Source organism: Isoptericola sp. NPDC057391 (genome assembly GCF_042668085.1).
In the GTDB taxonomy this organism is placed as follows: domain Bacteria; phylum Actinomycetota; class Actinomycetes; order Actinomycetales; family Cellulomonadaceae; genus Isoptericola.
Window position 1 is genome coordinate 17,222 of the sequence record NZ_JBHVBO010000007.1, and the last position, 24,886, is coordinate 42,107.

Genomic DNA, 24,886 nt, shown 5'->3' on the forward strand with positions numbered 1-24,886 from the left:
GGGAGGGTTCAGGGCATGCCCGAGGGGTGGTCAGCCGGCGAGGACGCCGGGGGCACGCGGCCGGGGGTGGCCGGGCGCGTGGGGATCGCTCTGGGTGACGAGCGGCGGGACGTCGGCGGAGCGCCGCACGACGGGCGCGGTCACGGGCACGAGCCGCGGACCGGCCGCCGTCGCGCGGGCCACGACGCTCAGCGCCATCGCGGCGAGGCCGGCGGCGCCGACCAGGAGGAGCAGGGTCGTCAGAGTCGGGGTGCCGAGCAGCACCGCGAGCGACGACGACACGTCGCGCGCCAGCACGAGCAGGACCTCACCCATGCCGTCTCCCCTCCCGCTCATGGGACCGTCCCGTCACGATAGCGCGCGCGTCAGGTCCCGTCGGCGAGCCGGTCGAGAGCGGCGAGCGGCCCGGCGAGCACGCCGCCCTCCACGGGCAGCGTGACGCCCGTGATCCACGCGGCGTCGTCGGACGCGAGGAACGCGACGGCCGCGGCGATGTCCGCCGGCTCGCCCACGCGCCCCAGCGGGTACATCGGCGCGAGGCGGTCGGGACCGCCCTGGTCGTCCCAGACGCGGGTGCGGACGGTGCCGGGCGCGACGACGTTGACGCGCACGCCGTCCGGCCCGAGCCGGACGGCGAGGTTCTTCGCCAGCACGCCGAGCCCGGCCTTCGCGGCGGAGTAGGCGTCGCCCCCGAACGCCGCGAGGCCGTTGACCGAACCGACCAGCACGACGGCGCCGCCCGGGCGGGTCAGGTGCGGTGCTGCGGCGCGCACGACGCGCGCCGGACCGGTGAGGTTGAGGTCCACGGTGGCGGCCCAGTCCGCGTCGGTGCCGCCGTCGAGCTGGTCCGGGTGGCCGAGCGCGCCGCCCGCGACGTTGACCACCGCGTCGAGGCGGCCGAACCGGCTCACGGCGGCGTCCACCGCCGCCTCGACCGACGCCCGGTCGGTGAGGTCGCAGGGCACGACGAGCGCCTCCGGCCCGAGGGCCGCCGCCGTCTGCTCGGCCGCGGCCGTGTCGACGTCGGCGAGCACCACCGACGCTCCCTCGGCGGCCAGCCGCCGCACGACGGCGGCGCCGATGCCGTGCGCGGCCCCGGTCACGAGCGCGACGCGCCCCGCGAAGCGGTCCATCGCTCCCCCTCTCGCCGTGCCGGCTCAGGCGCCGACGTAGTCGGCGAGGTGCTCGCCGGTGACGGTGGAGCGGGCGGCCACGAGGTCGGCGGGCGTGCCCTCGAAGACGACCGTGCCGCCGTCGTGCCCGGCGCCCGGGCCCAGGTCGATGATCCAGTCGGCGTGCGCCATGACGGCCTGGTGGTGCTCGATGACGATCACCGTCTTGCCGGCGTCGACCAGCCGGTCCAGCAGGCCGAGCAGGTTGGCGACGTCGGCCAGGTGCAGGCCGGTGGTGGGCTCGTCGAGGATGTACGTGCCGCCCCTCTCGCCCATGTGCATGGCGAGCTTGAGCCGCTGCCGCTCGCCGCCGGACAGGGTGTTGAGGGGCTGGCCGAGCTTGACGTAGCCGAGCCCGACGTCCTCCAGGTGCGCGAGGATCTTGTGCGCCGCGGGGATCTTCGCCTCGCCCTCGCGGAAGAAGGCGTGCGCCTGCGCGACCGACAGGTCGAAGACCTCGGCGATGTTCTTGCCGCCGAGCGTGTACTCCAGCACCGACGCCATGAACCGCTTGCCGCCGCAGTCCTCGCACGGCGTCTCGACCGTCTCCATGAAGCCGAGCTCGGTGTAGATGCGGCCGTTGCCCTTGCAGGTGGGGCACGCGCCCTCCGAGTTGGCGCTGAACAGGGCGGGCTTCACCCCGTTCGCCTTCGCGAACGCCTTGCGGATCGGTTCCAGCAGGCCGGTGTAGGTGGCGGGGTTGGAGCGCCGCGAGCCCTTGATCGCGCCCTGGTCGACGACGACCACGCCCTCGCGCCCGGCGAGGTTGCCGTGGATGAGGGAGCTCTTGCCGGAGCCGGCGACGCCCGTGACGACGGTCAGGACGCCGGTCGGGACGTCGACGTCGACGTCGCGCAGGTTGTTCTGCGCCGCGCCGCGGATCTCCAGCGCACCCGAGGGCTCGCGGACCGTCTCCTTGACCCGCACCCGGTCGTCCAGGTGACGGCCGGTGAGGGTGTCGCTGGCCCGCAGCCCCTCCAGCGTGCCCTCGAAGCAGATCGTGCCGCCGTCCGTGCCGGCGCCCGGGCCCAGGTCGATCACGTGGTCGGCGATCGCGATGGCCTCCGGCTTGTGCTCGACGACGAGCACCGTGTTGCCCTTGTCGCGCAGCTCGAGGAGCAGGCCGTTCATCCTCTGGATGTCGTGCGGGTGCAGCCCGACGGTCGGCTCGTCGAACACGTACGTGACGTCGGTGAGCGCGGACCCCAGATGGCGGATCATCTTGGTGCGCTGCGCCTCGCCGCCCGACAGCGTGCCGGCCGGCCGCTCCAGCGACAGGTAGCCCAGCCCGATCTCGACGAACTTGTCGAACAGGTGCAGCAGCGAGCCGACCAGCGGCGCGACCGACGGGTCGTCGATCCCGCGGGCCCACTCGGCGGCGTCGGTGATCTGCATGCGGCACACGTCCGCGATGCCGGCGCCGTTGACCTTCGCCGACCGGGCCGACTCGTTGAGCCGGGTGCCGTCGCAGGCGGGGCACGGCACGAACACCGCGGCCCGCTCCACGAACGCCCGGATGTGCGGCTGGAGCGACTCCGGCGCCTTGCTGAACATCGACTCGCGCAGCTTGGGGATGAGGCCCTGGTAGGTCATGTTCATCCCGAGCGCCTTGATCTTCCCCTTCTCCTTGTAGAGGAAGTCGTGCCGCTCGGACTCGGTGAACTCCTTGACCGGCTTGTCCCCGTCGAGCATCCCCGACTCCGAGAAGCCCTTCACCATCCAGCCGTCGGCCTTGTAGCCCGGCACGAGGATCGCACCCTCGTTGAGGGACAGCGACTCGTCGACGATGACCGACAGGTCGAGGTCGGAGACCGTGCCGCGCCCCTCGCACTCCGGGCACATGCCGCCCAGGTACACCTGGTTGCGCACGACCTTCTTCTCGACCTCGCCCCCGGCCTTGCCGGTCGAGAACACGCCGCTCGCCGTCGACGTCGGGATGTTGAACGAGAACGCCGTGGGCGGGCCGACGTACGGCTCGCCGACGCGGCTGAACAGGTTGCGCAGCATCGCGTTCGCGTCGGTGACCGTGCCGACGGTGGACCGCACGTTGGCGCCCATCCGCTCCTGGTCCACGAGGATCGCGGTGGTGATGCCCTCCAGGACGTCCACGTCCGGGCGCGGCAGCGACGGCATGAAGCCCTGCACGAACGTCGAGTACGTCTCGTCGATGAGCCGCCGCGACTCGGCCGCGATGGTCGCGAACACCAGCGAGCTCTTGCCCGATCCCGACACCCCCGTGAACACGGAGAGGCGGCGCTTGGGGATCTCGACGTCCACGTCGCGCAGGTTGTTCTCGCGGGCGCCCTGCACGCGGATGACGTCGTGGGCGTCGGCGGCGTGGTTGGTCGTGGTCACAGAAGGGCTCCTTGGGTCGTCGATGGTCGGCGGCGCGCGGTCACACGCGGGTGAGGGGAAGGTGCGGCGGGGCCGGCAGCTCGACCTCGACCGCGTCCCCGGGGCGGACCGTGCCGCCGCGCGACACGATCCCCATGACGCCGGCGAGCCGCTCGACCGCGCCGTCGTCCCCGCGGCGCAGCACCTGCTTGAGCAGGCCCGGCTGGAAGTCGTTGATCTGCTGGCAGGGGTTGCGCAGCCCGGTGACGGTCACGACGGACTCGCCGATCGTGAGCCGGGTGCCCACGGGCAGCGCCAGCAGGTCGATCCCGCGGGTGGTGACGTTCTCCCCCAGGTCGCCGGGCGCCACGTCGTGGCCGGCGGCGGCGAGCCTGTCGAAGAGCTCGCCGTGGATGAGGTGCACCTGGCGCAGGTTCGGCTGCGACGGGTCGGCGGCCACACGGCTGCGGTGCTGCACCGTGACCCCGGCGTGGGCGTCACCCTCCACCCCGACCCCCTCGACCAGCACGATCCGGTCGACGGCCGGCTTGCTGAACCCGTGCTCGCCGCTCGCGTGCACGGAGACGACCCGGCCCGTGGCCGCCCGGGGGGACGGCGAGGCGGGGAGGGAGGGCTCCGTGACGGTCACCGGGGGCTTGCTCCTTCGGTCGGGATGGGTCGAGTCCCGCGGGAAGTGCATCGTACGCCGTACGGGCGACAGGGTCGGCGTCGAGGTCGTCGGGTCCGACGACCTCGCCGCGCGGCGTGGTGGTCCCGGTGACGTGCGGGATCCCGGGGACGCACACGTCAGGCGCCGGCCGGGACGAGGCGGACGACCGGGTACTGCCGGTCGCTCTTGCGCTGGTGCTTGTCGATGGTCGGCGCGGCCGCCGCGATCGCCGGCCACACCCGGGCGCGCTCGGCGTCGTCGAGCACGTGCGCCGTCGCGGGGACGGTGCCGGTCCCGTGCAGCTCGACGGCGACCCGGTCGGGGTGCGCGACGAGGTTCGCGAACCAGCCGGGGTGCCGGGTGCCGCCGCCGGAGGCGACCACGAGCCGGCCGCCCGCGCCGTCGTCGAACCAGGCCAGCGGGTTCTCCCGCGCCTCGCCCGTGCGACGTCCGACGGTGTGCAGGACCAGCAGGTCCATGCCCATCATCTGCCCGCCCTTGCGACGGATCTTCTTGGCGGTGCTGGCGTTGGCCTGCCGCTGGAACCACAGGGAGAGCGGTCCGGGGGTGCCCTTCGGGCGCCTCGTCGCCTGCTGCTGCGTCACGGCGCTCACCCGACCTGGTCGATGCGGACCATGTTGCCCGCCGGGTCGCGGAAGGCGCAGTCGCGCACGCCCCACGGCTGCTCGGTGGGCTCGGAGACCACCTCGGCGTCGGCGGCCTGCAGCGTGGCGAAGACGCCGTCGAGGTCCTTCGTGCCGAGGATGATCGACTGGTAGCTGCCCTTGGCCATCAGCTCGACGATGGTGCGGCGCTCGTCCTCGGTGACGCCCGGGTCCGCCGCGGGCGGCGTGAGGACGAGCCGGGTCTCGGGCTGCGCCGGCGAGACGAACGTGAGCCAGCGCATCGCGCCCTGGCCGACGTCCTGGACCAGCTCGAAGCCGAGCAGGTCGCGGTAGAAGCCGAGGGAGGCCTCGGGGTCGGTGTGCGGCAGGAAGGTCGTGTGGATGGTGATGTCGATGTCGCTCATGGAATTCACGCTAGGTGGAGGTCCACGGCCGGCGCTTCTCGATTCCTGACCGGTCGGGTCACCTGCTTCGTGACGCACGACGGCAGCTCCCCCGCCTCCGACGACCGGGCCCGCCGGGCGTACTCGCTGGGCGACATCCCCACCAGCTCCGTGAACCGGGTGCTGAACGTGCCGAGCGACGACGACCCCACCTCGAAGCACACCTCGGTGACGCTCAGGTCGCCACGACGCAGCAGCGTCATCGCCCGCTCGATGCGCCGCGTCATGAGGTAGCTGTACGGCGACTCGCCGAACGCGGCCTTGAACTGCCGGCTCAGGTGCCCCGCCGACATGTGCACGCCCTGGGCCAGCGCCTCCACGTCCAGCGGCTGCGCGAACTCGCGGTCCATCCGGTCGCGCACACGCCGCAGCAGCGCGAGGTCGCGCAGCCGGTCGGCGTCGCTGCTGGTCACGGTCCGATGCTTCCACGGCCCGCCGACGCCCGCCCGGGGTCCACGGCGATCAGCCGGCCACCCGCGCGTGCAGGTGCATGTCGTGCCACCCGTCGAGGTGGCGCACGGACTGCCGCAGCACGCCCTCGGCGGCGAACCCGGCCTTCCGAGCCACCCGGCACGACGGCGCGTTGTCGACCGAGTGGACCAGCTCCAGGCGGCGGAACCCGGCGTCGAACGCCCACGCCGCCGCCACGTCGAGCGCCGCGGGGGCCACGCCGCGGCCCCGAGCGGCGGGGGCGGTCCAGTAGGCGACCGCGCCGACGCCGTGCGGGTCGAAGGTCTTCACGGCCGTGCGGCCCAGGAGCACGGTGTCGTCCGCGGCGTCCACCACCGCCCAGCTCGACTCGCGCCCCTCCGACCAGCCGTCGCGCCAGCCGGCGACCACCTCGCGCGCCTCGTCGTCCGACTCCAGCACGCGGACGTGCCAGCGCTGGATCGCGGCGTCCGCGTACACCGCGCGCACGGCCGGGGCGTCGTCGGGCCGCCACGGGCGGAGGCGGGCGCCCGCGGCGGGCACGTCGAGCACGGGCTGCCCGGGCTCGGTGAAGGGCGCGAAGGTGACGGGCAGGAGGGTGGGCATGCCGCGATCCTGGCACCGTCGTCGTCCGCCGCGCCAGCCCGTTCCCGCTGCTCAGCGACGCGAGCCGAGGGCGCCCAGACCCCGCACGACGACGTCCGCGACGGTGGCGGCGTACCGCCCGTCCGGGTCCAGCTCGGGGTCGAAGACCGTGACGGACGCGCCCAGCGCCCACGGCGCGAGCGGCCGCAGCAGCTCGACGAGCTGGTCGGGGTCGAGCCCGCCCGGGTCCGGGCTGTCGACGGCGGGCATCCACCGCGGGTCGAGCACGTCGACGTCCACCTGCAGCCAGAACCCGCCCGGCAGGCCGGGGACCGCCAGCACCCGCTCCGCAACCGCCGCCCCACCGACGCGGACCACCTCCGCCGCCGGGACGACGTCGGCCAGCAGGCCGCGCACCTCCGCGGCGTGCTCGTCGTCGTCCCGGCACCCGACGTGCACGGCCCGGGCCGGCTCGACGTACGGCCCGAGCCCGTCGACGTCCGCGACCTCCGGCAGGTGCCGCCCGACCGCCGCCGCGAGGTCCTCGCCCGCCAGGCTGCCGTAGTCGTCGCTGTTGCCGGGGTGCCGGAAGTCTGTGTGCCCGTCCACGTGGACCAACCCGCGGCGCCGGCCCGCCTCGAGCGAGCGCAGCGCGAGACCGGCGCCGACGACGAGGCTGCAGTCCCCGCCGAGCACCAGCGGCGTCCGCCCGCCGTCCACCAGCTCCACGACCCGCCGGGAGAGCCGCCGCGCGTGCTCGACGATCGCGGCCTGGTTGCGGATCGTGCCGGGCGGGCGGCGGCCGTCGTCGTCCACGTACGGGCCGGGCGCGACGACGCCCCCGTCCACCGCCCCGGCCGCCACCAGGCGCCGGTGCAGGCCCGCCGCGCGCAGCGCCTCGGGCGCACGCCACGTGCCCGGCAGCCGCCCCGGCGACGGCGGGCGCAGGCCGAGGTTCGTCGGGGCCGACAGCAGCGCGATCACGCCGCCAGCGTGGCACGTCACCCGTGGTCGTGCGGGGCGGCCGCCCGTCGCGGCCCGTACCCGTCGCCCACCACGGGAGCGGCGGCGTCGTGCCCCCCTGTGTGCGCGCCGTCGTGCGCGCCGTCGTGCCCGGACAGGTGCGGTGACGGCCCGGGCCGCGCGTCCGAGCCCGGTCCCACGACGAGGAGCTGGCCCATCATCCCCTCGTCCTCGTGCAGCAGCATGTGGCAGTGGTACATGTACGGCAGCACGTCGTCCGTGTAGTCCTCGAACCGCATCAGCAGCCGGTAGGTGCGGCGCGGCTCCAGGTAGACGGTGTCCTTCGGGCCGGCGAGCTCGGGGGGCGGCGCCTGCCCGTCGACCGTCAGCACGCGGAACTGCACGTCGTGCACGTGGAAGCTGTGCGGCATGGGGATGGTGTTGCGCACCTCCCACACCTCCGTGGTGCCGACGGTCGCGACCTCGTCGATGCGCCCGGCGTCCATCCGCTCGCCGTTGATGGTGCGCTCGTCGAGGTCGAACGCGCGGGTCACGGTCGCATCCTCCTCGTGCAGCGCGTCCTCGGCCGCGTGCCGCGAGCGCCCCCACGACGGCTCGGGCGACGGCGCGAGCTCGTCCGCAGCGCGCAGCTCCAGCACGTCGAACGCGTCGTTGCCGCCCATCGCGAACGGCGCCGCGACGCCGCCCAGGTCCACCTCGGCGGAGCGCAGCCGCGTCGTCCCGCCCGGGGTCATCGCGACCACCACCTCCGCCCGCTCCCCCGGCGCCAGGCGCACCCGGTCGAGGCGCACCGGGGCGTCGAGGAGCCCGCCGTCCGTGGCGACGAGGTCCATCCCCCGGTCCGCGAACCCCAGGGCGTAGGTGCGCGCCGTCGACCCGTTGAGCAGCCGCAGCCGGATCCGCTCGGTCGTGACGCGCTGGTACGCGCCCGCGACGCCGTTCGTCACGACCGTGCCGCCGAGCGTGCCCGGCTCGCCGCCGTCGTCCTTCAGCACGAGCTGCCCGTCGTCGTCGATCACCTTGTCCTGCACGACCACCGGGACGTCGTCGACGCCGTACTCCTGCGGCAGGTGGGCGGCGCGCGACGCGTCGTCGTCGAGCAGGAACAGCCCGGCGAGGCCGCGGTACACGTGCTCCTCCGTCTCGCCGTGCGGGTGGGGGTGGTACCAGAGGGTCGCGGCGGGCTGGTCGATCGTCCAGGTGGGCCGCCAGGTGGCACCCGGCTCGACCGGCTGGTGCGGGCCGCCGTCCATCGCGGCGGGCAGGTGCATGCCGTGCCAGTGCACGCTGGTCGTGACGTCCAGGTCGTTGGTCACCTCGACGGCGACCTTCTCGCCGCGCTCCGCCCGCAGCGTGGGGCCGAGGTACGGGCCGTCGAAGCCCCAGGTCGGCGTCTCGACGCCGGGCAGCAGCTCGGTCGTCCCCTCCTGGGCGGCGAGGCGGAACGTGCGCACCCCGTCGACGAGGGTCGACTCCGCGAGCGGCGGGACCGGCAGCTCGCGCGAGAAGTCCGGCTCGTCGACCGGCGTCACCGAGCCGGCGATCGCCCCGCACCCGGCGGCCACGAGCGGGACGACGGCGGCGAGCGCCGCCGCGCGCAGGACGGCGCGCCGGGTCGGTCCTGGTGCGCGTCGCGCCGTCATCGGGCGCCGCCGCGGGCCTTCTGGACGCCGAGCGCGACCACGCCCGCGAGCGCGCCCCAGCCGGCGTCCATCGCGAGCGCCGGGACCGCCGTCCACGCGGCCGCGCCCTCGCCGCCCAGGCCGACGCCGCCGAACAGCGTCGAGACGAGCAGCGCGACGACGCCGAACGCGAGGCCCGTCATCGTCAGGGTGAGCACCGGCCTGGGCACGCGGCCGAAGCCGACGACGCCGATCCACACGACGGCGGTGAGCGCGACGATGCCGAGCGCGCGCGGCGCGCCGGTGCCGCCGATGCCGGTGAGACCGGTGAGCGGCCAGAGCAGCGCCATCGACGCGAGCCCGGCCACGAGCGGCCAGGAGATGCCGCCGCGGTCGGTCGGGGGTGCGCCGGGCGTCCGGGGGGAGGGCCGGTTCGGGGGCTGGGGGAAGGTCTGGTTGGAGGTCATGCCTCGACGATCCCGGCGCACCGGGGTGGGCCACATCGGCCCGGGAGCGTCTTCCGGTGTCGCCCGGGGGCGACACCGACCCTGACGCGCCCCCGAGGTCCGCACCGTGGACGGGCGCTTGCCCGGACGGGACCGGGGTGGTTGGCTGCCGTCCAGAAACCTTCCGACAGGTAGGTTTTTCGGAGCACGACGGCGTGCCCCGCCCCGGTCCCCGGGGACGAGCATCACGAGGGAGCTTCCATGACGACGACGTCAGCGCGCCTCCGGCGCATCGGTACGACCGGCCTCGCCTGCGCGACGGTCGTGGCCACCCTGGTGGCCACGGCTCCCGCCGGCTCCGCCCACCGCCCCGGCCCCGGCGCCGGACCGCAGCCGCACCTGGAGACACGGTCGGCCGACATCGTCCGCGAGGACGGCAGACGGTTCCGCGACCTGGACGGGAACGGGAAGGTCACCCCGTACGAGGACTGGCGGCTGACCCCGCGGGAGCGGGCGGCCGACCTGGTCGCGCGGATGGACCTGGAGCAGAAGGCGGGCCAGCTCATCCACGGCAGCCTCTCGGGCGAGGAGACCTACGACCGCGAGGCGTTCCGCGACCTGCTGAGCCAGCACGTCACGACGTACATCTCCCGGCTCGGCGCGGACGCCCGCACGCTCGCGACGGAGCACAACGCGCTCCAGCAGGAGGCCGAGCAGCAGGAGCTCGGCATCCCGCTGAAGATCAGCACCGACCCCCGCCACGGGTTCACCGTCACCGGCGGCCAGACCGTCGCGAGCGGCGACTTCTCCGCGTTCCCAGACGCCATCGGCGTCGGAGCCGCGGACTCCGTCGCCCTGACCCGCGCGATGGGCGACGTCATCCGCCGCGAGTACCGCGCCGTCGGCATCACGGAGGCCCTGTCCCCGCAGGCCGACATCGCCACCGAGCCCCGCTGGTCGCGCATCAACGGCACGTTCGGCTCCACGGCCGAGCTGGTCGGCCCCCAGGTCGGGGCGTACGTCGAGGGCCTGCAGGGCGGCGACGACGGACTGCACGACGAGTCCGTGAGCACCGTCGTCAAGCACTGGGCCGGGTACGGCGCCCAGGTGAACGGCTACGACAGCCACTACTACTACGGGCGGTTCGCGGCGTTCCCCGGCGGCAACTTCGCCGAGCACCTCGAGCCGTACGAGGCGGCGTTCGACGCCGGGGCCGCGGGCGTCATGCCGACCTACTCGATCCTGAAGGACCTCACGATCGACGGGAGGCCCGTGGAACAGGTCGGCGCCGGGCACAGCGAGGACATGCTCGGCCTCCTGCAGGACGGGTACGGCTTCGACGGCGTCATCACCAGCGACTGGGGCGTCACCGGCGACTGCCCGCAGGCCTGCAAGGAGAACCGCCCGCCGAACTTCTTCGTCGGCCCGTGGGGAGCGGGCATGTCGTGGGGCGTCGAGGACCTCACCCGCCCCGAGCGGTTCGCCAGCACGATCAACGCGGGCGTCGACATCGTGGGCGGCGACGACCACCCGGAGCACGTCGTCGCCGCCGTCGAGCAGGGCCTGCTCAGCGAGGCGCGCGTCGACGAGGCAGCCGCCGCCGTGCTGACGCAGAAGTTCGAGCTCGGCCTCTTCGAGGACCCGTACGTCGACCCCGACCGTGCCGACCGCGTGGTGGGCCACCGGGCGCACGCCCGCCTCGGCGAGGCCGTGCAGGCACGCTCCCTCACCCTGCTGGAGAACGAGGACCGGACGTTGCCCCTCGCGACCGGCCGGCACGGCGCCCGCACGGTGTACCTGCACGGGGTCGCCCCGGAGGCCGCGGAGCGGCTCGGCCTGCGGGTCGTCGACGACCCTGCCGACGCCGACGTCGCCGTCGTGCGCCTGTCCGACCCGAAGGGCGGGGACGACCTCACCGGCCTCGACTTCACGGGCGACGAGGAGGACTACCGGGCCCTGGTCGCGGCGCACGAGGCGGGCGCGACGACGATCGCGTCGCCGCAACTGTCCCGCCCGCTGATCCTCGGGAACGTCGTCGAGCACGCCGATGCCGTGCTCGCGAACTACGGCGTGAGCGACGAGGTGCTGCTGCGGACGATCGTGGGCAGGTCGCGCCCGGGCGGGCACCTGCCGTTCGAGCTGCCGTCCAGCACCGCGGAGGTCGAGGCCCAGCTCGGCGACGTGCCCGACGACACCGCGCACCCGCTGTTCGAGGCCGGCTTCGGGCTGTCGTACCGGGGCCGCTGACCCCCTGTGCGGCACCCTGCGGGGGCGGCGCCTAGCCTGGCGGCATGACCTCGTCCGCGACGACGCCGCCGAGCCCGTGGGTGACGGACGTCGTCCTGGCGCTGGCGTCGACGCTCGTCGTCGCGGTCGTCATCGCCGCGGACCCGTCGGGCCAGGGCGACGCCGGCGCCGCGGCGTACCTGTTCGCGGCGGGGTTCGGCGCGCTGGTGCTGCTGCGGCGCACCGCCCCGCGCACGATGCTCGTGCTGACGTTCCTCGGCGTGTGCGCCTACTACGCCCTCGGGTTCGCGCCCATCGGCATGGTGCTGCCCGCGGTCGCCGCCCTGTACGCGGCGGCCGAGCGCGGACGGGCCGGGTGGGCGGCCGGGACCGGCCTCGTGCTGGTCGCGGTCGCCACCTGGTTCCGCGTGACCGACGACGACGACCCGAGCGCGGCGCTCACGGCCTACGACCTGGTCACCAACGTCGCGCTCACCGCGGCGGCGGTCGCGCTCGGCGTCGCCGTCCGGCTGGCGCGCGAGGCCCGCGAGCGCACCGCGCTGGTCCGCGAGCTCACGGCCGAGCAGGAGGCGCACGCCGCGCAGGAGCGGCTGCAGGCCGAACGGCTGCGGATCGCCCGCGACCTGCACGACACCGTCGGCCACCACCTGTCGGTCGTCGCGCTGCACGCCGGCGTCGCGGACGAGGCCGTCGGGCGCGACGACGACGCCGCGCGCGACGCCCTCGCCCGCGTCCGGGAGGCGGCCTCGGGCACGCTCGACGAGCTGCGGGCCACGGTGAAGGTGCTGCGCTCCCCCACGCCCGACGTCGCGCCGCGCGGGGCGCTCGGCCTGGCCGGCCTCGACACCCTCGTCGCGCCGGTGCGGGCGGCCGGCGTCGAGGTCGAGGTGCGGGACGACGTCGCACCCGGCTCGCTGAGCGACACGATCGACGCCGCCGCCTACCGCATCGCCCAGGAGGCGCTGACCAACGTGCTGCGGCACGCGGACGCGCGCCGCGTCCGGGTCGAGGCCGCCGTCGACGGCGGGCGCCTGCGCCTGGCGGTGACGGACGACGGGCGCGGGGCCGGGCCCTCCCCGGGCACCGGGACCGGGCTCGCGGGGATGCGGGAGCGCGCGGGTCTGCTGGGCGGCACCCTCACCGCGGGCGACCTTCCGGCGGGCGGGTTCGCCGTCGTCGCCGACCTCCCGGCGACGCTCCCCCGCTGAGGCCGCGGCCCGCCGCACCGGCCAGACTGGAGCCATGATCCGGATCGTGCTGGTCGACGACCAGGAGCTCGTGCGGGCCGGCCTGCGCCCGCTGGCGGAGCTGGACGGCGACATCGCCGTGGTGGGCGAGGCCGCCGACGGGCGCTCCGGGCTGGCGCGGGTGCGCGAGCTGCGCCCCGACGTCGTGCTGATGGACGTACGCATGCCGGGCCTGGACGGCATCGAGGCGACCCGGGCGGTCGTCGCGGACCCGGCGCTGCGTGACGTCCGCGTCCTCGTGCTCACCACGTTCGACGAGGACGAGCACGTGGTCGAGGCCATCCGCGCCGGCGCGTCGGGCTACCTGCTCAAGGACGTCTCCCCCGGCGACCTGCGCGCCGCGATCCGCACCGTGGCGGCCGGCGACTCCCTGCTGGCCCCCGCCGTCACCGCCGCGGCGATGCGCGCCGTCGCCGACGCTCCCCGCCGGCTCGACGACGACGCCGTCGCCGGCCTCACCGAGCGCGAGCGGGAGGTGCTCACCCGGGTGGGGCGCGGGCTGACCAACGACGAGATCGCCCGCGACCTGTACCTCAGCCCCGCCACCGCGCGCACGTACGTGAGCCGGCTGCTCACGCGGCTGGACGCCCGCGACCGCGCGGCGCTGGTCGTGCTGGCGTACGAGACGGGGCTCGTCACGCCGGGCGGCTGACCGGCGAGCGAGCACGGCCCACCGACCGCACACTCGGCGGATGACCAGCACCGACACCGCCCCGACGGGACTGCGCCGCGCCGTCACGGGCCCCCTGCTGTACCTGTTCATCCTGGGCGACGTCCTCGGGGCCGGCGTCTACGCCCTGATCGGCGAGATGGCCGGCACGGCGGGCGGTCTGGTGTGGCTGTCGTTCGCGGTCGCTCTGGCGATGGCCATGCTCACCGCGGCCTCCTACGCCGAGCTGGTCACGAAGTACCCGCGGGCGGGGGGCTCCGCGGTGTACGCGGAGAAGGCGTTCCGCAGCCCCCTCGTCGGCTTCCTCGTCGGGTTCTGCATGCTCGCGGCCGGCATGGTGAGCGCCGCCGGGCTCTCCCTCGCGTTCACCGGCGAGTACCTGACGGCGTTCCTCGACGTCCCGCAGGTGCCGGCCGCGATCGTCTTCCTCGTCGTGGTCGCGGCCGTGAACGCCTGGGGCATCCGGGAGTCGCTGCAGGCCAACGTCCTGATGACCGCCGTGGAGTCGGCCGGGCTGGTGCTGGTCATCGTGCTCGGCGCCTGGGTGATCGGCCGCGGCGACGCCGACCTGAGCGGGGCGTTCACGCCGCCTGACGACACGTCCGTGTGGCTCGCCGTGCTCGGCAGCGCGCTGGTGGCGTTCTACTCCTTCGTCGGCTTCGAGACGTCCGCGAACCTGGCGGAGGAGATCCGGGACGTCTCCCGCGTCTACCCGCGCGCCCTGTTCGGCGCCCTCGGCACGGCCGGCGTCGTCTACGTCCTGCTGGGCTTCGTGGCGCCCGCCGTCGTGCCGCCCCAGGACCTCGCGGCCTCGTCCGGCCCGCTGCTCGACGTCGTCCGCGCGGCCGGGTTCGTCTCCCCCGAGCTGTTCGCGGCCGTCGCGCTCGTCGCCGTCGCGAACGGCGCCCTGCTCACCATGATCATGACGAGCCGGCTCACCTACGGCATGGCCCGACAGGGCCTCCTGCCCTCCGCGCTCGGCGCGGTCCTGCCCCGCCGCCGGACGCCCGGCGTCGCGATCCTGGCGACCACGGCCGTCGCGATCGTGCTCGCCGCGACGGGCGAGCTGGTCGACCTCGCGTCCACCGTCGTCCTCCTGCTGCTGTTCGTGTTCCTGTCGTCCAACGTCGCGGTGCTCGTCCTGCGGCGCGACCACGTGGAGCACGAGCACTTCCGCGCGCCCACGGTCCTGCCCGTCCTCGCCGTCGTGTCGTGCGTGGTGCTGTTGACCCAGCAGGAGGCCCAGCACTGGGCGCTCGCCGGGATCCTGCTCGCCGTCGGCGCGGCGGTCTTCGTGGTCACCCGCCTGACCGCGGGACGCGGCCGGCGCAGGCAGGAGGACTGAGCCCGGTCAGACCAGGCCGAGCTCGCGCGCCCGCACGCCCGCCTGGAACCGCGACCCGGCACCGAGCGCGGCCATCAGCTCGGCGACGCGACGGCGGTACGTGCGCACCCCCAGCCCCATGGCGCGCGCCGCGGTCTCGTCCTTGACGCCCTGCCCGAGCAGGTCGAGCACCTGGGGCGCGATCGCGCGGATCTCGGCGATGCGGGCGTCGAACACCGCGAGGTCCGTGGCCGAGCGCCAGGCCGCGTCGAACAGCGAGGTGACGCCCTGGACCGCCTCGGGCTGCGTGATCACGCTGTAGGAGCGGCGTCCGGCCTCGACGTCGCCCGCCAGGATCACGAGCCGGCGGTCGAGGACGATCGTCTCGTTGATCTCGTCGGTGGTGATGCGCACCTGGGCGCCGTACCGGTCGCGCAGCAGCTCCAGGTGCCGCGCGGCGACGGGGTCGAGCAGGACGCCCGGCCGGTAGACCTTGCGGACGGTCGCGGCGCCCCGGGGCGGGTGCTCCGCCGCGAGCCCTTCCGCCCGGTGGGTCGCCTGCCAGGTGAAGAGGTCGTTGGCGGCGCACGCGATGTCGGTCGCGGTGGCGAACAGGTGCGCGGTCCGGGCGAACAGCTCCTCCTCGCCCCGGACGATCGTGACGGCCTCTCCGGTCTGCATGCCTCGATCCTGCACCCCGGCGGCAGGGTCCTGCCAGGGTCGGCAACAACCTGCCAGCACCGCGGGCCGGGGGGCCGCGGCACGGAGGCTGGACCGCATGACGACCTCCACCAGCACCCCGTCCACCACGACCCCCGACGCCGGTGCCGCCGGCACCTGGCGGCTCGGCGACCGCATCGTGAACCGCCTCGGCCTCGGCGCCATGCGCCTCATGGGCGCCCTGGGTTCCGCGGCTCCCCGACCGCGCGAGGACGCGATCGCCGTGCTGCGCCGCGCCGTCGAGCTCGGCGTCAACCACGTCGACACCGCCGCCTTCTACTTCGTCCCCACCCGGTCGGCGAACGAGCTGATCGGGGCCGCGCTGCAGCCCTACGCCGACGACCTGGTGATCACCACGAAGATCGGCGCCTCCCAGTCCCGCGAGGGGCGGTTCGAGCCCTACGCGCGGCCCGACCAGCTGCGCGGGCAGGTCGAGGAGAACATCCGGCAGCTCGGGCTCGACCAGCTCGACGTCGTGAACCTGCGCTGGGGTGCGGGCCTGGTGCGCGAGCCCGGGTCCGTCGCCGAGCACGTCGGTGCCCTCGCCGACCTGCGCGACGCCGGGCTGGTGCGGCACGTCGGCGTCTCCAACGTGCTGCCGGAGCAGCTCGACGAGGCGTTGGAGATCACGCCCGTCGTGTGCGTGCAGAACCGCTACGGCCTCACGGAGCGGGACGACGACGGGCTCCTCGCGCGGTGCGGCGAGCTCGGCATCGCGTTCGTGCCGTTCTTCTCCATGGGAGCGGCCGTTCCCGGGGCCGTCCCCGGCGGCACCGCCGACGAGACCGGCGCGGCGCAGGTGGCCGCCGTCGCCGCGAGCCACGGCGCGACGCCCACCCAGGTGCGGCTCGCGTGGACCCTGCACCGCGGTCCGCATGTCCTCGCCATCCCGGGCACGGGCGACGTCGCGCACCTGGAGCAGAACGTCGCCGCCGCGGGCCTGCGGCTGACCGACGACGACCTCGCCGTCCTCGACGCGATCGCCGCCGCCGGCTGACCGTCCCACCCGAGCCTGGCATGAGTACACGAAAGCATGTACCGTCGCGCCCATGGAGACCGTGACGCTCACGCACACCGCCGCGCTGGCGCGGCTCGGGCACGCCCTGTCGGACGGCACCCGCGCGCGCATCCTGCTCGCGCTGCGCGACGCCCCCGCCTACCCGTCCGACCTGGCCGCGACGCTGGGCGTCTCCAAGCAGGTGATGAGCAACCAGCTCGCATGCCTGCGCGGCTGCGGCCTGGTCGTGGGGCGCCAGGACGGCCGGCGCACGGAGTACCGGCTGTCCGACCCGCACCTGGCGCACGCGCTCGGCGACATGCTGCGGCTGGCGCTCGTCGTCGACCCGGACTGCTGCGGGCCGGACTGCACCTGCGCCACGCCGGGCGCGCCCCACGGCCCCACCGGCGCGGAGGACGCCGCGTGAGCCACGACCACTCGCACGCGCACGGCGCCGCCGACCACCGGGGCCGGCTCGCGGTCGCGTTCGGCATCACGGCCGCGATCCTCGTCGCCCAGGCGGTGGGCGCGCTGCTCACCGGCAGCCTCGCGCTGCTCGTCGACACCGCGCACATGCTCACCGACGCCGGCGGGCTGGCCCTGGCCCTGTTCGCCGCGCACCTGTCGCTGCGGCCCGCGTCGCCGCAACGCACCTGGGGCTACCGGCGCGCCGAGGTGCTGGCCGCGCTGGCGCAGGCCGCCGTGCTGCTCGTCGTCGGCGTGTACGTGCTGGTGGAGGCGGTGCTGCGGCTCGCCGAGCCGCCGGAGATCCCCTCCACCCAGCTCGTCGTCTTCGGCGTCATCGGCCTCGCGGGCAACCTCGCCTCGATGGCGGTGCTGGCGAGCCGCCGCGACGCCAACCTCAACCTGCGGGCCGCGTTCCTCGAGGTGCTCAACGACGCGCTCGGTTCGGTGGGAGTCATCGTCGCCGCGATCGTCATCGCCACCACCGGCTGGCAGCGGGCCGACGCCGTCGCCGCGCTGCTCATCGGGGCGCTCATCCTGCCGCGGGCCGTGAAGCTGCTGCGGGCCGCCGGGTCGGTGCTGCTCGAGTCCACCCCGCCCGGGCTCGACCTCGAGGAGGTGCGCGCGCACCTGCTGAAGGTGGAGCACGTGCGCGACGTGCACGACGTGCACGCCTCCCTCATCGCCACCGGCCTGCCCATCCTGTCGGCGCACGTCGTGGTCGACTCGGGCTGCTTCACCGACGGGCACGCCGGCCGCATCCTCGACGAGCTGCAGGAGTGCGTGGCCACCCACTTCGACGTCGCCGTCGAGCACTCCACCTTCCAGGTCGAGCCGGACACGCATCCCGAGCACGAGCACCCCACGCACGCCTGACCTGGCGCCGCCCGGGAATCCGCACGATTCCGCGGTATACAAGATGTCTTGTACTCCTGCCGGCACCCGCCTAGCGTCGTCGGCATGGAGCGGATCGAGGCGATCACCGCCGTCCACCACCCGGTGCGACGGCGCATCTACGACTACCTGAGCCTGCACGGTGACACCCAGGTGACCATGCTGGCGCGCGAGCTCGGGTTCCAGGTGGGCAGCGTCAGCCACCACCTGCGGATGCTGAAGCGGGCGGGCGTCGTCGAACAGGCCCCGGACCGCACGGGCGACCGCCGCACCAGCTGGTGGCGCGCGTCGCGACAGGGCTTGAGCTGGTCGGCGGACGACTTCTCCGACTCCCCCGCCGACGCGCTGCTGGCCCGGGAGGCGGAACGCGCCAACGTCGAGACGCACGTCGGCCGGCTGCGTGCCTGGCACCGCCGCACCGCGCCGCTGCCGCAGTGGTCGCGCGCCGCGTTCAGCATCGACACCGTCGCCTGGGCCACGCCCGACGAGCTCGAGAGCCTCTCCGCGGCGATGACGGAAGCGCTCCGCACCTGGCAGGCCGGCCTCGACCCGGAGCGCGAGGCCGACCGGCGGCCGATCTTCGTGTTCGCCCACGGCTTCCCCACGGCGCCGTGACCGCGACCGGGGCCGCCCAGCCGCTGCTGCTGCGCGAGCCGCCCCCGTTCCCCCGCGACCGCGCCGCCCACGCGTGGATCGGCGTCAAGGCGCTGTCCGACGCCGGCGACGCGATCTGGTCCATCGCCCTGACGTGGACGGCCGTGCAGGTGGCCACCCCCGCCGTCGCGGGCCTGGTCGTGGCTGCGGGCACCGTGCCGCGGGCGGTGGTGCTGCTGTTCGGCGGCGTCCTCGCCGACCGGGTCGACGCGCGGCGCGTGATGGTCGTCTGCAACCTGCTGCGCGTCGCGGTGCTGGTGGGCGCCGCGCTGTGGGTGCTGTCGTCGACGCCCACGGTGCTGCTGCTCCTGCTCGCGGCGGTCGCGTTCGGCGTGTGCGACGCGTTCTACGAACCGTCCGCCAGCACGATCGCGCGGCAGCTGGTCCGCACCGAGGATCTCCCCTCGTACACGTCGGTCGCGCAGACGGCGTCCCGGCTGGCCACGATGGGCGGCTCGGCGGTGGGCGGGTTCCTGGTGGCCCGCTCGGGGCTGCTGGGCAGTGCGAGCGCCAACGCGGTCACCTTCGCCCTCGTCGTCGCGTTCGTCGCAATCTGGCTGCGCCCGCGGTTCGCGCTGCCGCGCGCGGAGCAGGAGTCCGCGCTCCGCGGGATCCGCCGCGGCTTCGCCCACCTGCGCGAGGCGCCCACCACCCGCACCCTCGTGATCGCGCTGTCGGGACTCAACCTCGCCGTCGGGCCGGCGGTCGGCATCGGGATCGCGCTGCGCGCCCACGACGCCGGCTGGGGCGCCCGCGCCGTCGGAGTCCTGGAGGCGTGCATCGGCCTGGGGGCCGCGCTCGGGGCGCTGTCGGTCGCCCGCTGGCGGCCGCGGCACGAGGCCCGGGCCGGGTTCGTCGCCCTGGCGGTGCAGGGGGCGGCGATCGTCGCGCTGGGTACCGGGCCGGTCGGGGTCGCCGGGGCCGCCTGCCTCGTCGTCGGGCTCACCGCCGGGTACGCGTCCGCGCTGCTCGGCGCCACGTTCGCGGGCACCGTCGACCCGTCGTACCTGGGGCGGATGGCGTCGATCACCCGGCTGGGCGACGACGTCCTCATGCCGCTGGCGATGGCGACCTTCGGCGCGCTGGCCTCCGCCACCGCGCTCTGGGTGCCGTTCGTCGTCTTCGGCGCCGCGATGACCCTCCTCATGGCGGTCCCGCTGCGCAACCCGCTGTTCCGGGAGCTGTCGCTCGGCACCCGTCCGTGACGGGGCCCGCGGGCAGCGCCCCGTGGCGCCCGATGATCTGCGGTGCTGTGCTGGGCACATGTCCGCCCGCGCCGAGACGACCCCGACAGGCCACCCCGACGAGCCGCACGCGGGCGGCCTGGCCCAGCGGCTGAACTGGCTGCGGGCGGGCGTGCTCGGGGCCAACGACGGCATCGTCTCCGTGGCCGCCGTCGTCGTGGGCGTCGCCGGAGCGACGCCGGCGCGGGCGCCGGTGCTCACGGCCGGCCTCGCGGCCCTGGTAGGCGGCGCGATCTCGATGGCGCTCGGCGAGTACGTGTCGGTGTCCAGCCAGTCGGACAGCGAGAAGGCGCTCATCGCCAAGGAGAGGCACGAGCTCGCGACCATGCCCGACGAGGAGTTCGACGAGCTCGTCGGCCTCTACCGCCGGCAGGGCCTCAGCGAGGGCACGGCACGCCAGGTCGCCACCGAGCTCACCCACCACGACGCCCTCGGCGCCCACCTGTCCGCCGAGCTCAACATCGACCCCGACGACGTCGTCAGCCCCTGGCACGCCGCCTGGGCGTCGCTGCTCGCGTTCCTGTGCGGCGGCGTGCTGCCCCTGCTGGCCGTGCTGCTCATCCCCGAGCCATGGAAAATCGCCGGCACGTTCGTCGTCGTCCTCGTCGCACTCGGCACGGCGGGCTCGATCGCCGCCTGGATCGGCGGGTCGTCGCGCCTCCGGTCCGTCACGCGCGTCGTCGTCGGTGGCGCGCTGGCGCTCGGCGTCACCTTCGGCCTCGGGTCGCTGCTCGGCACCACCGGCGTCGTCTGACCCGCCCGCACCAGCATCCGTACCCCACGATCGAGGAGACCCCGTTGCCGACGTCGCACGCCGCCACCGACCTCGCCCCGCGCCTCGGGCGCACCGTCCTGTACCAGCTGTACCCGCAGAGCTTCGCCGACGGGAACGGCGACGGGATCGGCGACCTCGCCGGGATCACCGCCCGCCTCGACTACCTGCAGTGGCTCGGCGTGGGCGCCGTGTGGCTCGACCCGTGCTTCGTGTCCCCGTTCGCCGACGCGGGCTACGACGTCGCCGACTTCCTGACCATCGCGCCGCGGTATGGCACCAACGAGGACCTGGCGGAGCTCACGGAGGAGGCGGGCAGGCGCGGCATCGCCGTGCTGCTCGACCTCGTCGCCGGGCACACCTCCGACCAGCACCCGTGGTTCGTCGCGTCCGCGGACGACCCCGACGACGACCGGTTCGTGTGGAGCGACGTCCCCGTCGACGGCTTCGAGCCCGGGCCCGGCCGGCGCGGCGGGTTCTACCTGCCCAACTTCTTCCCCGTGCAGCCGGCGCTCAACTTCGGCTACGCGCGGACGGACCCGGGCGAGCCCTGGCGCAGCCCCGTCGACGCCGCGGGCCCGCAGGCCAACCGGGCCGCGCTGCGCGAGATCATGGCGCACTGGTTCGGGCTGGGCGTCGCCGGCTTCCGCGTCGACATGGCGGCGTCGCTCGTCAAGGACGACCCGGGCCTCGTGGAGACCGGCCGCCTGTGGCGCGAGACCCGCGCCTGGCTCGACGCCACGTACCCGGGCCGCGTGCTGATCAGCGAGTGGGGCGACCCCCGCGTGTCCGTGCCGTCGGGGTTCCACGCCGACTTCTTCCTGCAGTTCGGTGGCGACGACGACGGCCTGCCACTGCGGTCGCTGTGGAACAACGGCGCCGGCACGGTGCAGCCGTCGTGGGGCGAGGTGCCGAGCTGGGCCGACGCCGAGGCGCGCGGCGACGCGGGCACGTTCGTCCGCGCCTGGCAGGAGGCGACCGGGGCCATCGCGGCGGCCGGGCGCGGCGGGCTCACCGGCCTGCCGACGTCGAACCACGACTTCACGCGGCTCGTCGCCGGGACGCGCGACGCCGAGCAGGCGCGCGCCGCGCTGGTCCTCACCCTCACCTGGCCGTCCATGCCGTCGATCTACTACGGCGACGAGATCGGCATGCGGTTCGTCCCCGACACCCCGACCCTCGAGGGTTCCCGGCTCAACCCGACCTACGACCGGGCGGGCTCGCGCACCCCGATGCAGTGGGGCGACGTGCCGCCCGGGCGCATCGGTCCGGACGTGGCGGAGTCCCGCTACCTGCCGCAGGACCCGGACCCCGACCGCCCCACCGTGGCCGCCCAGCTCGACGACGAGGGCTCGCTGCTGCACCTGGTGCGCCGCCTCGCGCACCTGCGCACCGCGGACCCGCGGCTCGACGCCGCCGCCGGCGTCGACGTGCTGGCCACCGGCTACCCGTTCGCGTACCTGCGCGGCGGCACGCTCGCCGTCGTGCTCAACCCCGGCCGTGCGGCCGTGTCGATCGCCGTCCCCGGGGCGGCCGGTGCCCGCGAGGTCGAGGTGCGCGGGCTGCGCACGGACGGCGACGTCGTGCACCTCGACGGGCACGGGTACGCCGTCCTCGACCTCGCGTGACCGTGTCAGGGGATCGCGGCACCCTGGGCGCATGGAGCTCGAGGCGCGCGGCGAGGTGTTCCAGTGGCGCGGCCCCGCGCCGTACTACTACGTCGCGGTGCCCGACGCCGAGGCGGAGCGGATCGCGGCGGTCGCGCCGCTGGTCACCTACGGCTGGGGCGTCATCCCCGTGACCGGCCGCCTCGGCGCGACGACGTTCACCACCTCCCTCTTCCCCAAGGACGGCGGCTACCTCGTGCCGCTCAAGGACGCCGTGCGCCGGCCCGAGGGCGTGGACGACGGCGACGAGGTCGTCGTCCTCCTCACGCTGGACGGCGTCTGAGGGCCGCCCGCCGGCCGACCCGCCTTCCAGCAAGCGATCTGTCGCGCCAACCGCCCGGATGACGCGACGGATCGCTTGCTCGAAGGCGGGTCAACCGCCGAGACCGTCCACGAACGCGACGGCGGCGGCAGAGATCTGCGCGCGGGCGTCGTCGTGGGAGATGGCCGGGGTGCCGTCGCCGGGCTGCGGGCCGTAGTCGCCGAAGTAGGCGTGCACGGCGCCCTCGACGACGGTGAACGCGGCGTCGGCGGGCAGGTCGGCGCGCGATGCCTCGATCTTCGCCGGGGTCGAGAGGCCGTCCTCGCTGCCGGAGACGGACGCGACGGCGGCCCCGAGAGTGCTCAGGTCGTCCGCCGGGTACGACGCGAACAGCAGCAGCCCCGCAGCAGGCTGGTCCTCGGCGTCGGCGGCGTCCGCCGCCATGGCCGCGACGGTGCCGCCGAGCGAGTGGCCGCCCACCACCCAGCGCTCGGCGTCCACCGCCGCGCTTGCGTCGTCGAAGGCGCCCGCGGCGAGGAACCCGATGCCGAGCGGCTGCTTCGCGACGACGACGGAGTGGCCCGCCTCGGCCAGCGGCCGCAGCACCGCCGCGTACGCGCGGGCGTCGACCCGCGCGCCGGGCTGGAAGAACACGGCCGTCCCGTCCCCTCCCTCGGCGGGGCCCAGCACGTATCGCGCGGCGCTCTCCGTGACCGTCACGGCATCGTCCGAGCGCATCGCCGCGAGCGCCGGCTCGACGGCGCCGAACGGGCGCAGCCACGCGACGAGCCCGACCCACACGGCCCCAAGGACGATCAGCGCCGCGTGGCCGGCGCGCCGCCACCCCGGCCGCGTGGGTCGACGGCGCAGCGCCCGCACCCCCGCGGCGAGCGACCCCGCCAGCGTCAGCACCAGCAGCACCGCGTACGCCGGGTGGCCGTGCACCACCGCACCCCACGCCGTCGCACACGCCCACCCGACGACGAGGACCGCGGCGGCCGCGACGACGAGCGTGGCGGCACGCCACCAGGTCGGGACGAGGGCTGGTGCGGGGGCTAGGTCCGTGGTGTTCGGCACGTGAGGAGTCTGGCACCCGTGACGACCGGGCCGGACCGGCTACCGGTAGTGCAAGAGCGTGCCGAACCCGAGCTGGTCGTACCCTCCCGAGGCGGTGCCGTAGTCGCCGCCTCCGCCCTCGGCTCGGACGGACTCGGCCATCTGCCGCACCCAGGGCGCGTCGATCTCGCGCCGGCCGGAGTAGTGGCCGAGCACCAGTTCCCACACCGGCCGCACCTGGCCGCGGGAGGCGGCACTGATCTCGGTCTGGATCTGCCAGCCGACGTGCGGCGCCGTGGTGTTCGGTCCCGACTGCCAGGTGTAGGCCGTGAACGGGACGTCGTGGCCCAGGTTGTACTTCGCGACGTACTCGGCACCTTTGAGGAAACGGTTGTCGTCGGCGCCGTAGCAGTCGATCCCCTGGTTCCAGGCCATCTCGCAGAAGGCACCCATCAGGCCGATGCCCATCACGGTGTGCCCCTGGTCGCGACCGCTCTCCTGCCACTGGGCGAGACCCTCGTCGGCGTAGACGAACGGGGTGGCGTGGGCGAGGGAGCCGTTGCCCGCGCCCTCTTGGAAGTAGTCCACGGCCCGGTCGACGAGGTCGGCCCGGTCGGCAAGGATCCCGATCGCCAGGATCGAGGCCATGGTGCACAGGTCCCAGTTGGCCCAGTAGTTGGTGATCACCGCGTTGTTGTGGTTCGTGAGGAAGTCCTCGTTGAGCGGCAGGAAGGCGGTCTCGAGCATGGCGACCAGCGCGCCTTGGTCGAAGTCGCCACGTCCGCGCACCAGCTCCGCCGCGTTGGCGAACTGGTACCCGTAGATCCCCGCGGCGAGGAACCGGTCCGCGTTGCCGGTGACAGTGGTGAGCGTGGACGACCAGGCGTTGAGGATCCGCGCCGCCGCGGCCCCGTGCGCCTCGTCGCCCGACACGTGCCAGCGCAGCGCGTTCTGGTAGGCGGCGTGGATGTCGGGATAGAGCTGTGCGTAGTTCTGCCCGTCCCCGCCCCGGACCACGGTCTCCAAGGGGCGCGGCTGCCAGTCGGCCCTCGAGCGGCCGTTCGCGACGAGCCGGTCCCACCCCGCCAGCCAGGGCTGCGTCCCGGCCGCGACCTGGTCGCGGGCGCGAGCCAGGTCGGCGGCCGTGTGCAGCAGGCCGGGGTGCGTCGAGGCGGAGGCGGTCCGTGCCGGGTCGACGGCGGCCGCCGCGGGACGGGCGCCGACGCCGAGGAGGCCGGCGCCGGCGGCGAGCCCGACGGACGCCAGGAGGTGCCGGCGGGTGAGCGGGACGGCGCCCGCGGGCGAGGAGGTGACGGCGTGCTGAGGGTGCGTGGTCATGGTGCTCCTTCGTGTCGC

At 74.9% G+C, this 24,886-nt stretch carries 26 protein-coding genes; 12 read left to right on the top strand and 14 right to left on the bottom strand.

All coding sequences use genetic code 11. The features are described from left to right. Nucleotides 1–30: 30 nt before the first annotated feature. From ACFUVW_RS01980 to ACFUVW_RS02030, 11 genes are all read right to left on the bottom strand, one after another. A complete protein-coding gene (locus ACFUVW_RS01980) occupies nt 31–315 on the bottom strand; it encodes a DUF6412 domain-containing protein (protein ID WP_430569668.1) in 285 nt (94 codons plus the stop codon). A gap of 50 nt (nt 316–365) precedes the next feature. Next, nucleotides 366–1,133, bottom strand: a complete 768-nt coding sequence (locus ACFUVW_RS01985; protein ID WP_430569669.1) for an SDR family NAD(P)-dependent oxidoreductase — start codon at nt 1,131–1,133, stop codon at nt 366–368. Between the two features lie 24 nt (nt 1,134–1,157). Then, nucleotides 1,158–3,527, bottom strand: a complete 2,370-nt coding sequence (locus ACFUVW_RS01990; protein ID WP_430569670.1) for an ATP-binding cassette domain-containing protein — start codon at nt 3,525–3,527, stop codon at nt 1,158–1,160. 40 nt (nt 3,528–3,567) lie between these two features. Continuing rightward, nucleotides 3,568–4,155: an MOSC domain-containing protein gene (locus ACFUVW_RS01995; RefSeq protein ID WP_430569671.1), complete on the bottom strand. Its 588-nt coding sequence runs from the start codon at nt 4,153–4,155 to the stop codon at nt 3,568–3,570. Nucleotides 4,156–4,313: 158 nt separating this feature from the next. Then, complete coding sequence (locus ACFUVW_RS02000) at nt 4,314–4,790, bottom strand: nitroreductase family deazaflavin-dependent oxidoreductase (protein ID WP_430569672.1); 477 nt, start codon at nt 4,788–4,790, stop codon at nt 4,314–4,316. After that, nucleotides 4,787–5,197 carry a VOC family protein gene (locus ACFUVW_RS02005; protein ID WP_430569706.1) on the bottom strand — a complete coding sequence of 137 codons (411 nt, stop codon included), beginning with the start codon at nt 5,195–5,197 and terminating at the stop codon, nt 4,787–4,789. Before ACFUVW_RS02005 ends, ACFUVW_RS02000 begins: the two co-directional genes overlap by 4 nt. A gap of 14 nt (nt 5,198–5,211) precedes the next feature. Continuing rightward, nucleotides 5,212–5,658, bottom strand: a complete 447-nt coding sequence (locus ACFUVW_RS02010) for a helix-turn-helix transcriptional regulator (RefSeq protein ID WP_430569673.1) — start codon at nt 5,656–5,658, stop codon at nt 5,212–5,214. A gap of 49 nt (nt 5,659–5,707) precedes the next feature. Then, nucleotides 5,708–6,280: a GNAT family N-acetyltransferase gene (locus ACFUVW_RS02015; protein WP_430569674.1), complete on the bottom strand. Its 573-nt coding sequence runs from the start codon at nt 6,278–6,280 to the stop codon at nt 5,708–5,710. Between the two features lie 51 nt (nt 6,281–6,331). Then, the gene (locus tag ACFUVW_RS02020) at nt 6,332–7,243 is read right to left on the bottom strand and encodes an arginase family protein (protein WP_430569675.1); all 912 of its coding nucleotides are present in this window, start codon (nt 7,241–7,243) and stop codon (nt 6,332–6,334) included. A 17-nt stretch (nt 7,244–7,260) separates the two neighbouring features. Beyond that, nucleotides 7,261–8,886 carry a multicopper oxidase family protein gene (locus tag ACFUVW_RS02025; protein WP_430569676.1) on the bottom strand — a complete coding sequence of 542 codons (1,626 nt, stop codon included), beginning with the start codon at nt 8,884–8,886 and terminating at the stop codon, nt 7,261–7,263. Beyond that, nucleotides 8,883–9,332, bottom strand: coding sequence for a hypothetical protein (locus ACFUVW_RS02030; RefSeq protein WP_430569677.1), 450 nt, complete (start codon nt 9,330–9,332; stop codon nt 8,883–8,885). Before ACFUVW_RS02030 ends, ACFUVW_RS02025 begins: the two co-directional genes overlap by 4 nt. 240 nt (nt 9,333–9,572) lie before the next feature. Here ACFUVW_RS02030 and ACFUVW_RS02035 point away from each other — a divergent pair, with 240 nt between their 5' ends. Genes ACFUVW_RS02035 through ACFUVW_RS02050 form a run of 4 tightly spaced genes read left to right on the top strand, consistent with a single transcriptional unit; the run spans nt 9,573 to nt 14,820 of the window. Continuing rightward, a complete protein-coding gene (locus ACFUVW_RS02035) occupies nt 9,573–11,558 on the top strand; it encodes a glycoside hydrolase family 3 protein (protein WP_430569678.1) in 1,986 nt (661 codons plus the stop codon). Nucleotides 11,559–11,602: 44 nt separating this feature from the next. After that, on the top strand, nt 11,603–12,766 hold the full coding sequence (locus ACFUVW_RS02040) for a sensor histidine kinase (protein WP_430569679.1): 1,164 nt from the start codon (nt 11,603–11,605) through the stop codon (nt 12,764–12,766). 34 nt (nt 12,767–12,800) lie between these two features. After that, the gene (locus ACFUVW_RS02045; RefSeq protein ID WP_430569680.1) at nt 12,801–13,457 is read left to right on the top strand and encodes a response regulator; all 657 of its coding nucleotides are present in this window, start codon (nt 12,801–12,803) and stop codon (nt 13,455–13,457) included. A 40-nt stretch (nt 13,458–13,497) separates the two neighbouring features. After that, nucleotides 13,498–14,820: an APC family permease gene (locus tag ACFUVW_RS02050; protein ID WP_430569681.1), complete on the top strand. Its 1,323-nt coding sequence runs from the start codon at nt 13,498–13,500 to the stop codon at nt 14,818–14,820. Nucleotides 14,821–14,826: 6 nt separating this feature from the next. Here the strand turns inward: ACFUVW_RS02050 and ACFUVW_RS02055 are convergent, their stop codons facing one another. After that, nucleotides 14,827–15,480, bottom strand: coding sequence for a DNA-binding response regulator (locus ACFUVW_RS02055; protein WP_430569682.1), 654 nt, complete (start codon nt 15,478–15,480; stop codon nt 14,827–14,829). A gap of 97 nt (nt 15,481–15,577) precedes the next feature. Between ACFUVW_RS02055 and ACFUVW_RS02060 the strand changes: the two genes are divergently transcribed. From ACFUVW_RS02060 to ACFUVW_RS02095, 8 genes are all read left to right on the top strand, one after another. Further along, nucleotides 15,578–16,516 (top strand): oxidoreductase, encoded by a 939-nt coding sequence (locus ACFUVW_RS02060; protein WP_430569683.1) that lies wholly within the window; start codon nt 15,578–15,580, stop codon nt 16,514–16,516. Between the two features lie 52 nt (nt 16,517–16,568). After that, a complete protein-coding gene (locus ACFUVW_RS02065) occupies nt 16,569–16,943 on the top strand; it encodes an ArsR/SmtB family transcription factor (protein ID WP_430569684.1) in 375 nt (124 codons plus the stop codon). After that, nucleotides 16,940–17,857, top strand: a complete 918-nt coding sequence (locus ACFUVW_RS02070) for a cation diffusion facilitator family transporter (RefSeq protein WP_430569685.1) — start codon at nt 16,940–16,942, stop codon at nt 17,855–17,857. Before ACFUVW_RS02065 ends, ACFUVW_RS02070 begins: the two co-directional genes overlap by 4 nt. A gap of 84 nt (nt 17,858–17,941) precedes the next feature. Then, nucleotides 17,942–18,490 (top strand): ArsR/SmtB family transcription factor, encoded by a 549-nt coding sequence (locus ACFUVW_RS02075; RefSeq protein WP_430569686.1) that lies wholly within the window; start codon nt 17,942–17,944, stop codon nt 18,488–18,490. Beyond that, nucleotides 18,487–19,734, top strand: coding sequence for an MFS transporter (locus ACFUVW_RS02080; RefSeq protein ID WP_430569687.1), 1,248 nt, complete (start codon nt 18,487–18,489; stop codon nt 19,732–19,734). The genes ACFUVW_RS02075 and ACFUVW_RS02080 overlap by 4 nt, the downstream gene beginning before the upstream one ends. Nucleotides 19,735–19,792: 58 nt before the next feature. Next, a complete protein-coding gene (locus tag ACFUVW_RS02085) occupies nt 19,793–20,527 on the top strand; it encodes a VIT family protein (protein ID WP_430569688.1) in 735 nt (244 codons plus the stop codon). A gap of 44 nt (nt 20,528–20,571) precedes the next feature. Continuing rightward, nucleotides 20,572–22,173 carry an alpha-amylase family glycosyl hydrolase gene (locus ACFUVW_RS02090; RefSeq protein ID WP_430569689.1) on the top strand — a complete coding sequence of 534 codons (1,602 nt, stop codon included), beginning with the start codon at nt 20,572–20,574 and terminating at the stop codon, nt 22,171–22,173. 31 nt (nt 22,174–22,204) lie between these two features. Continuing rightward, nucleotides 22,205–22,495 carry a DUF1905 domain-containing protein gene (locus ACFUVW_RS02095; protein ID WP_430569690.1) on the top strand — a complete coding sequence of 97 codons (291 nt, stop codon included), beginning with the start codon at nt 22,205–22,207 and terminating at the stop codon, nt 22,493–22,495. 90 nt (nt 22,496–22,585) lie between these two features. Here the strand turns inward: ACFUVW_RS02095 and ACFUVW_RS02100 are convergent, their stop codons facing one another. Next, the gene (locus ACFUVW_RS02100; protein ID WP_430569691.1) at nt 22,586–23,551 is read right to left on the bottom strand and encodes an alpha/beta hydrolase; all 966 of its coding nucleotides are present in this window, start codon (nt 23,549–23,551) and stop codon (nt 22,586–22,588) included. A gap of 39 nt (nt 23,552–23,590) precedes the next feature. Continuing rightward, nucleotides 23,591–24,868 (bottom strand): alginate lyase family protein, encoded by a 1,278-nt coding sequence (locus ACFUVW_RS02105; protein WP_430569692.1) that lies wholly within the window; start codon nt 24,866–24,868, stop codon nt 23,591–23,593. Nucleotides 24,869–24,886: the final 18 nt, after the last annotated feature.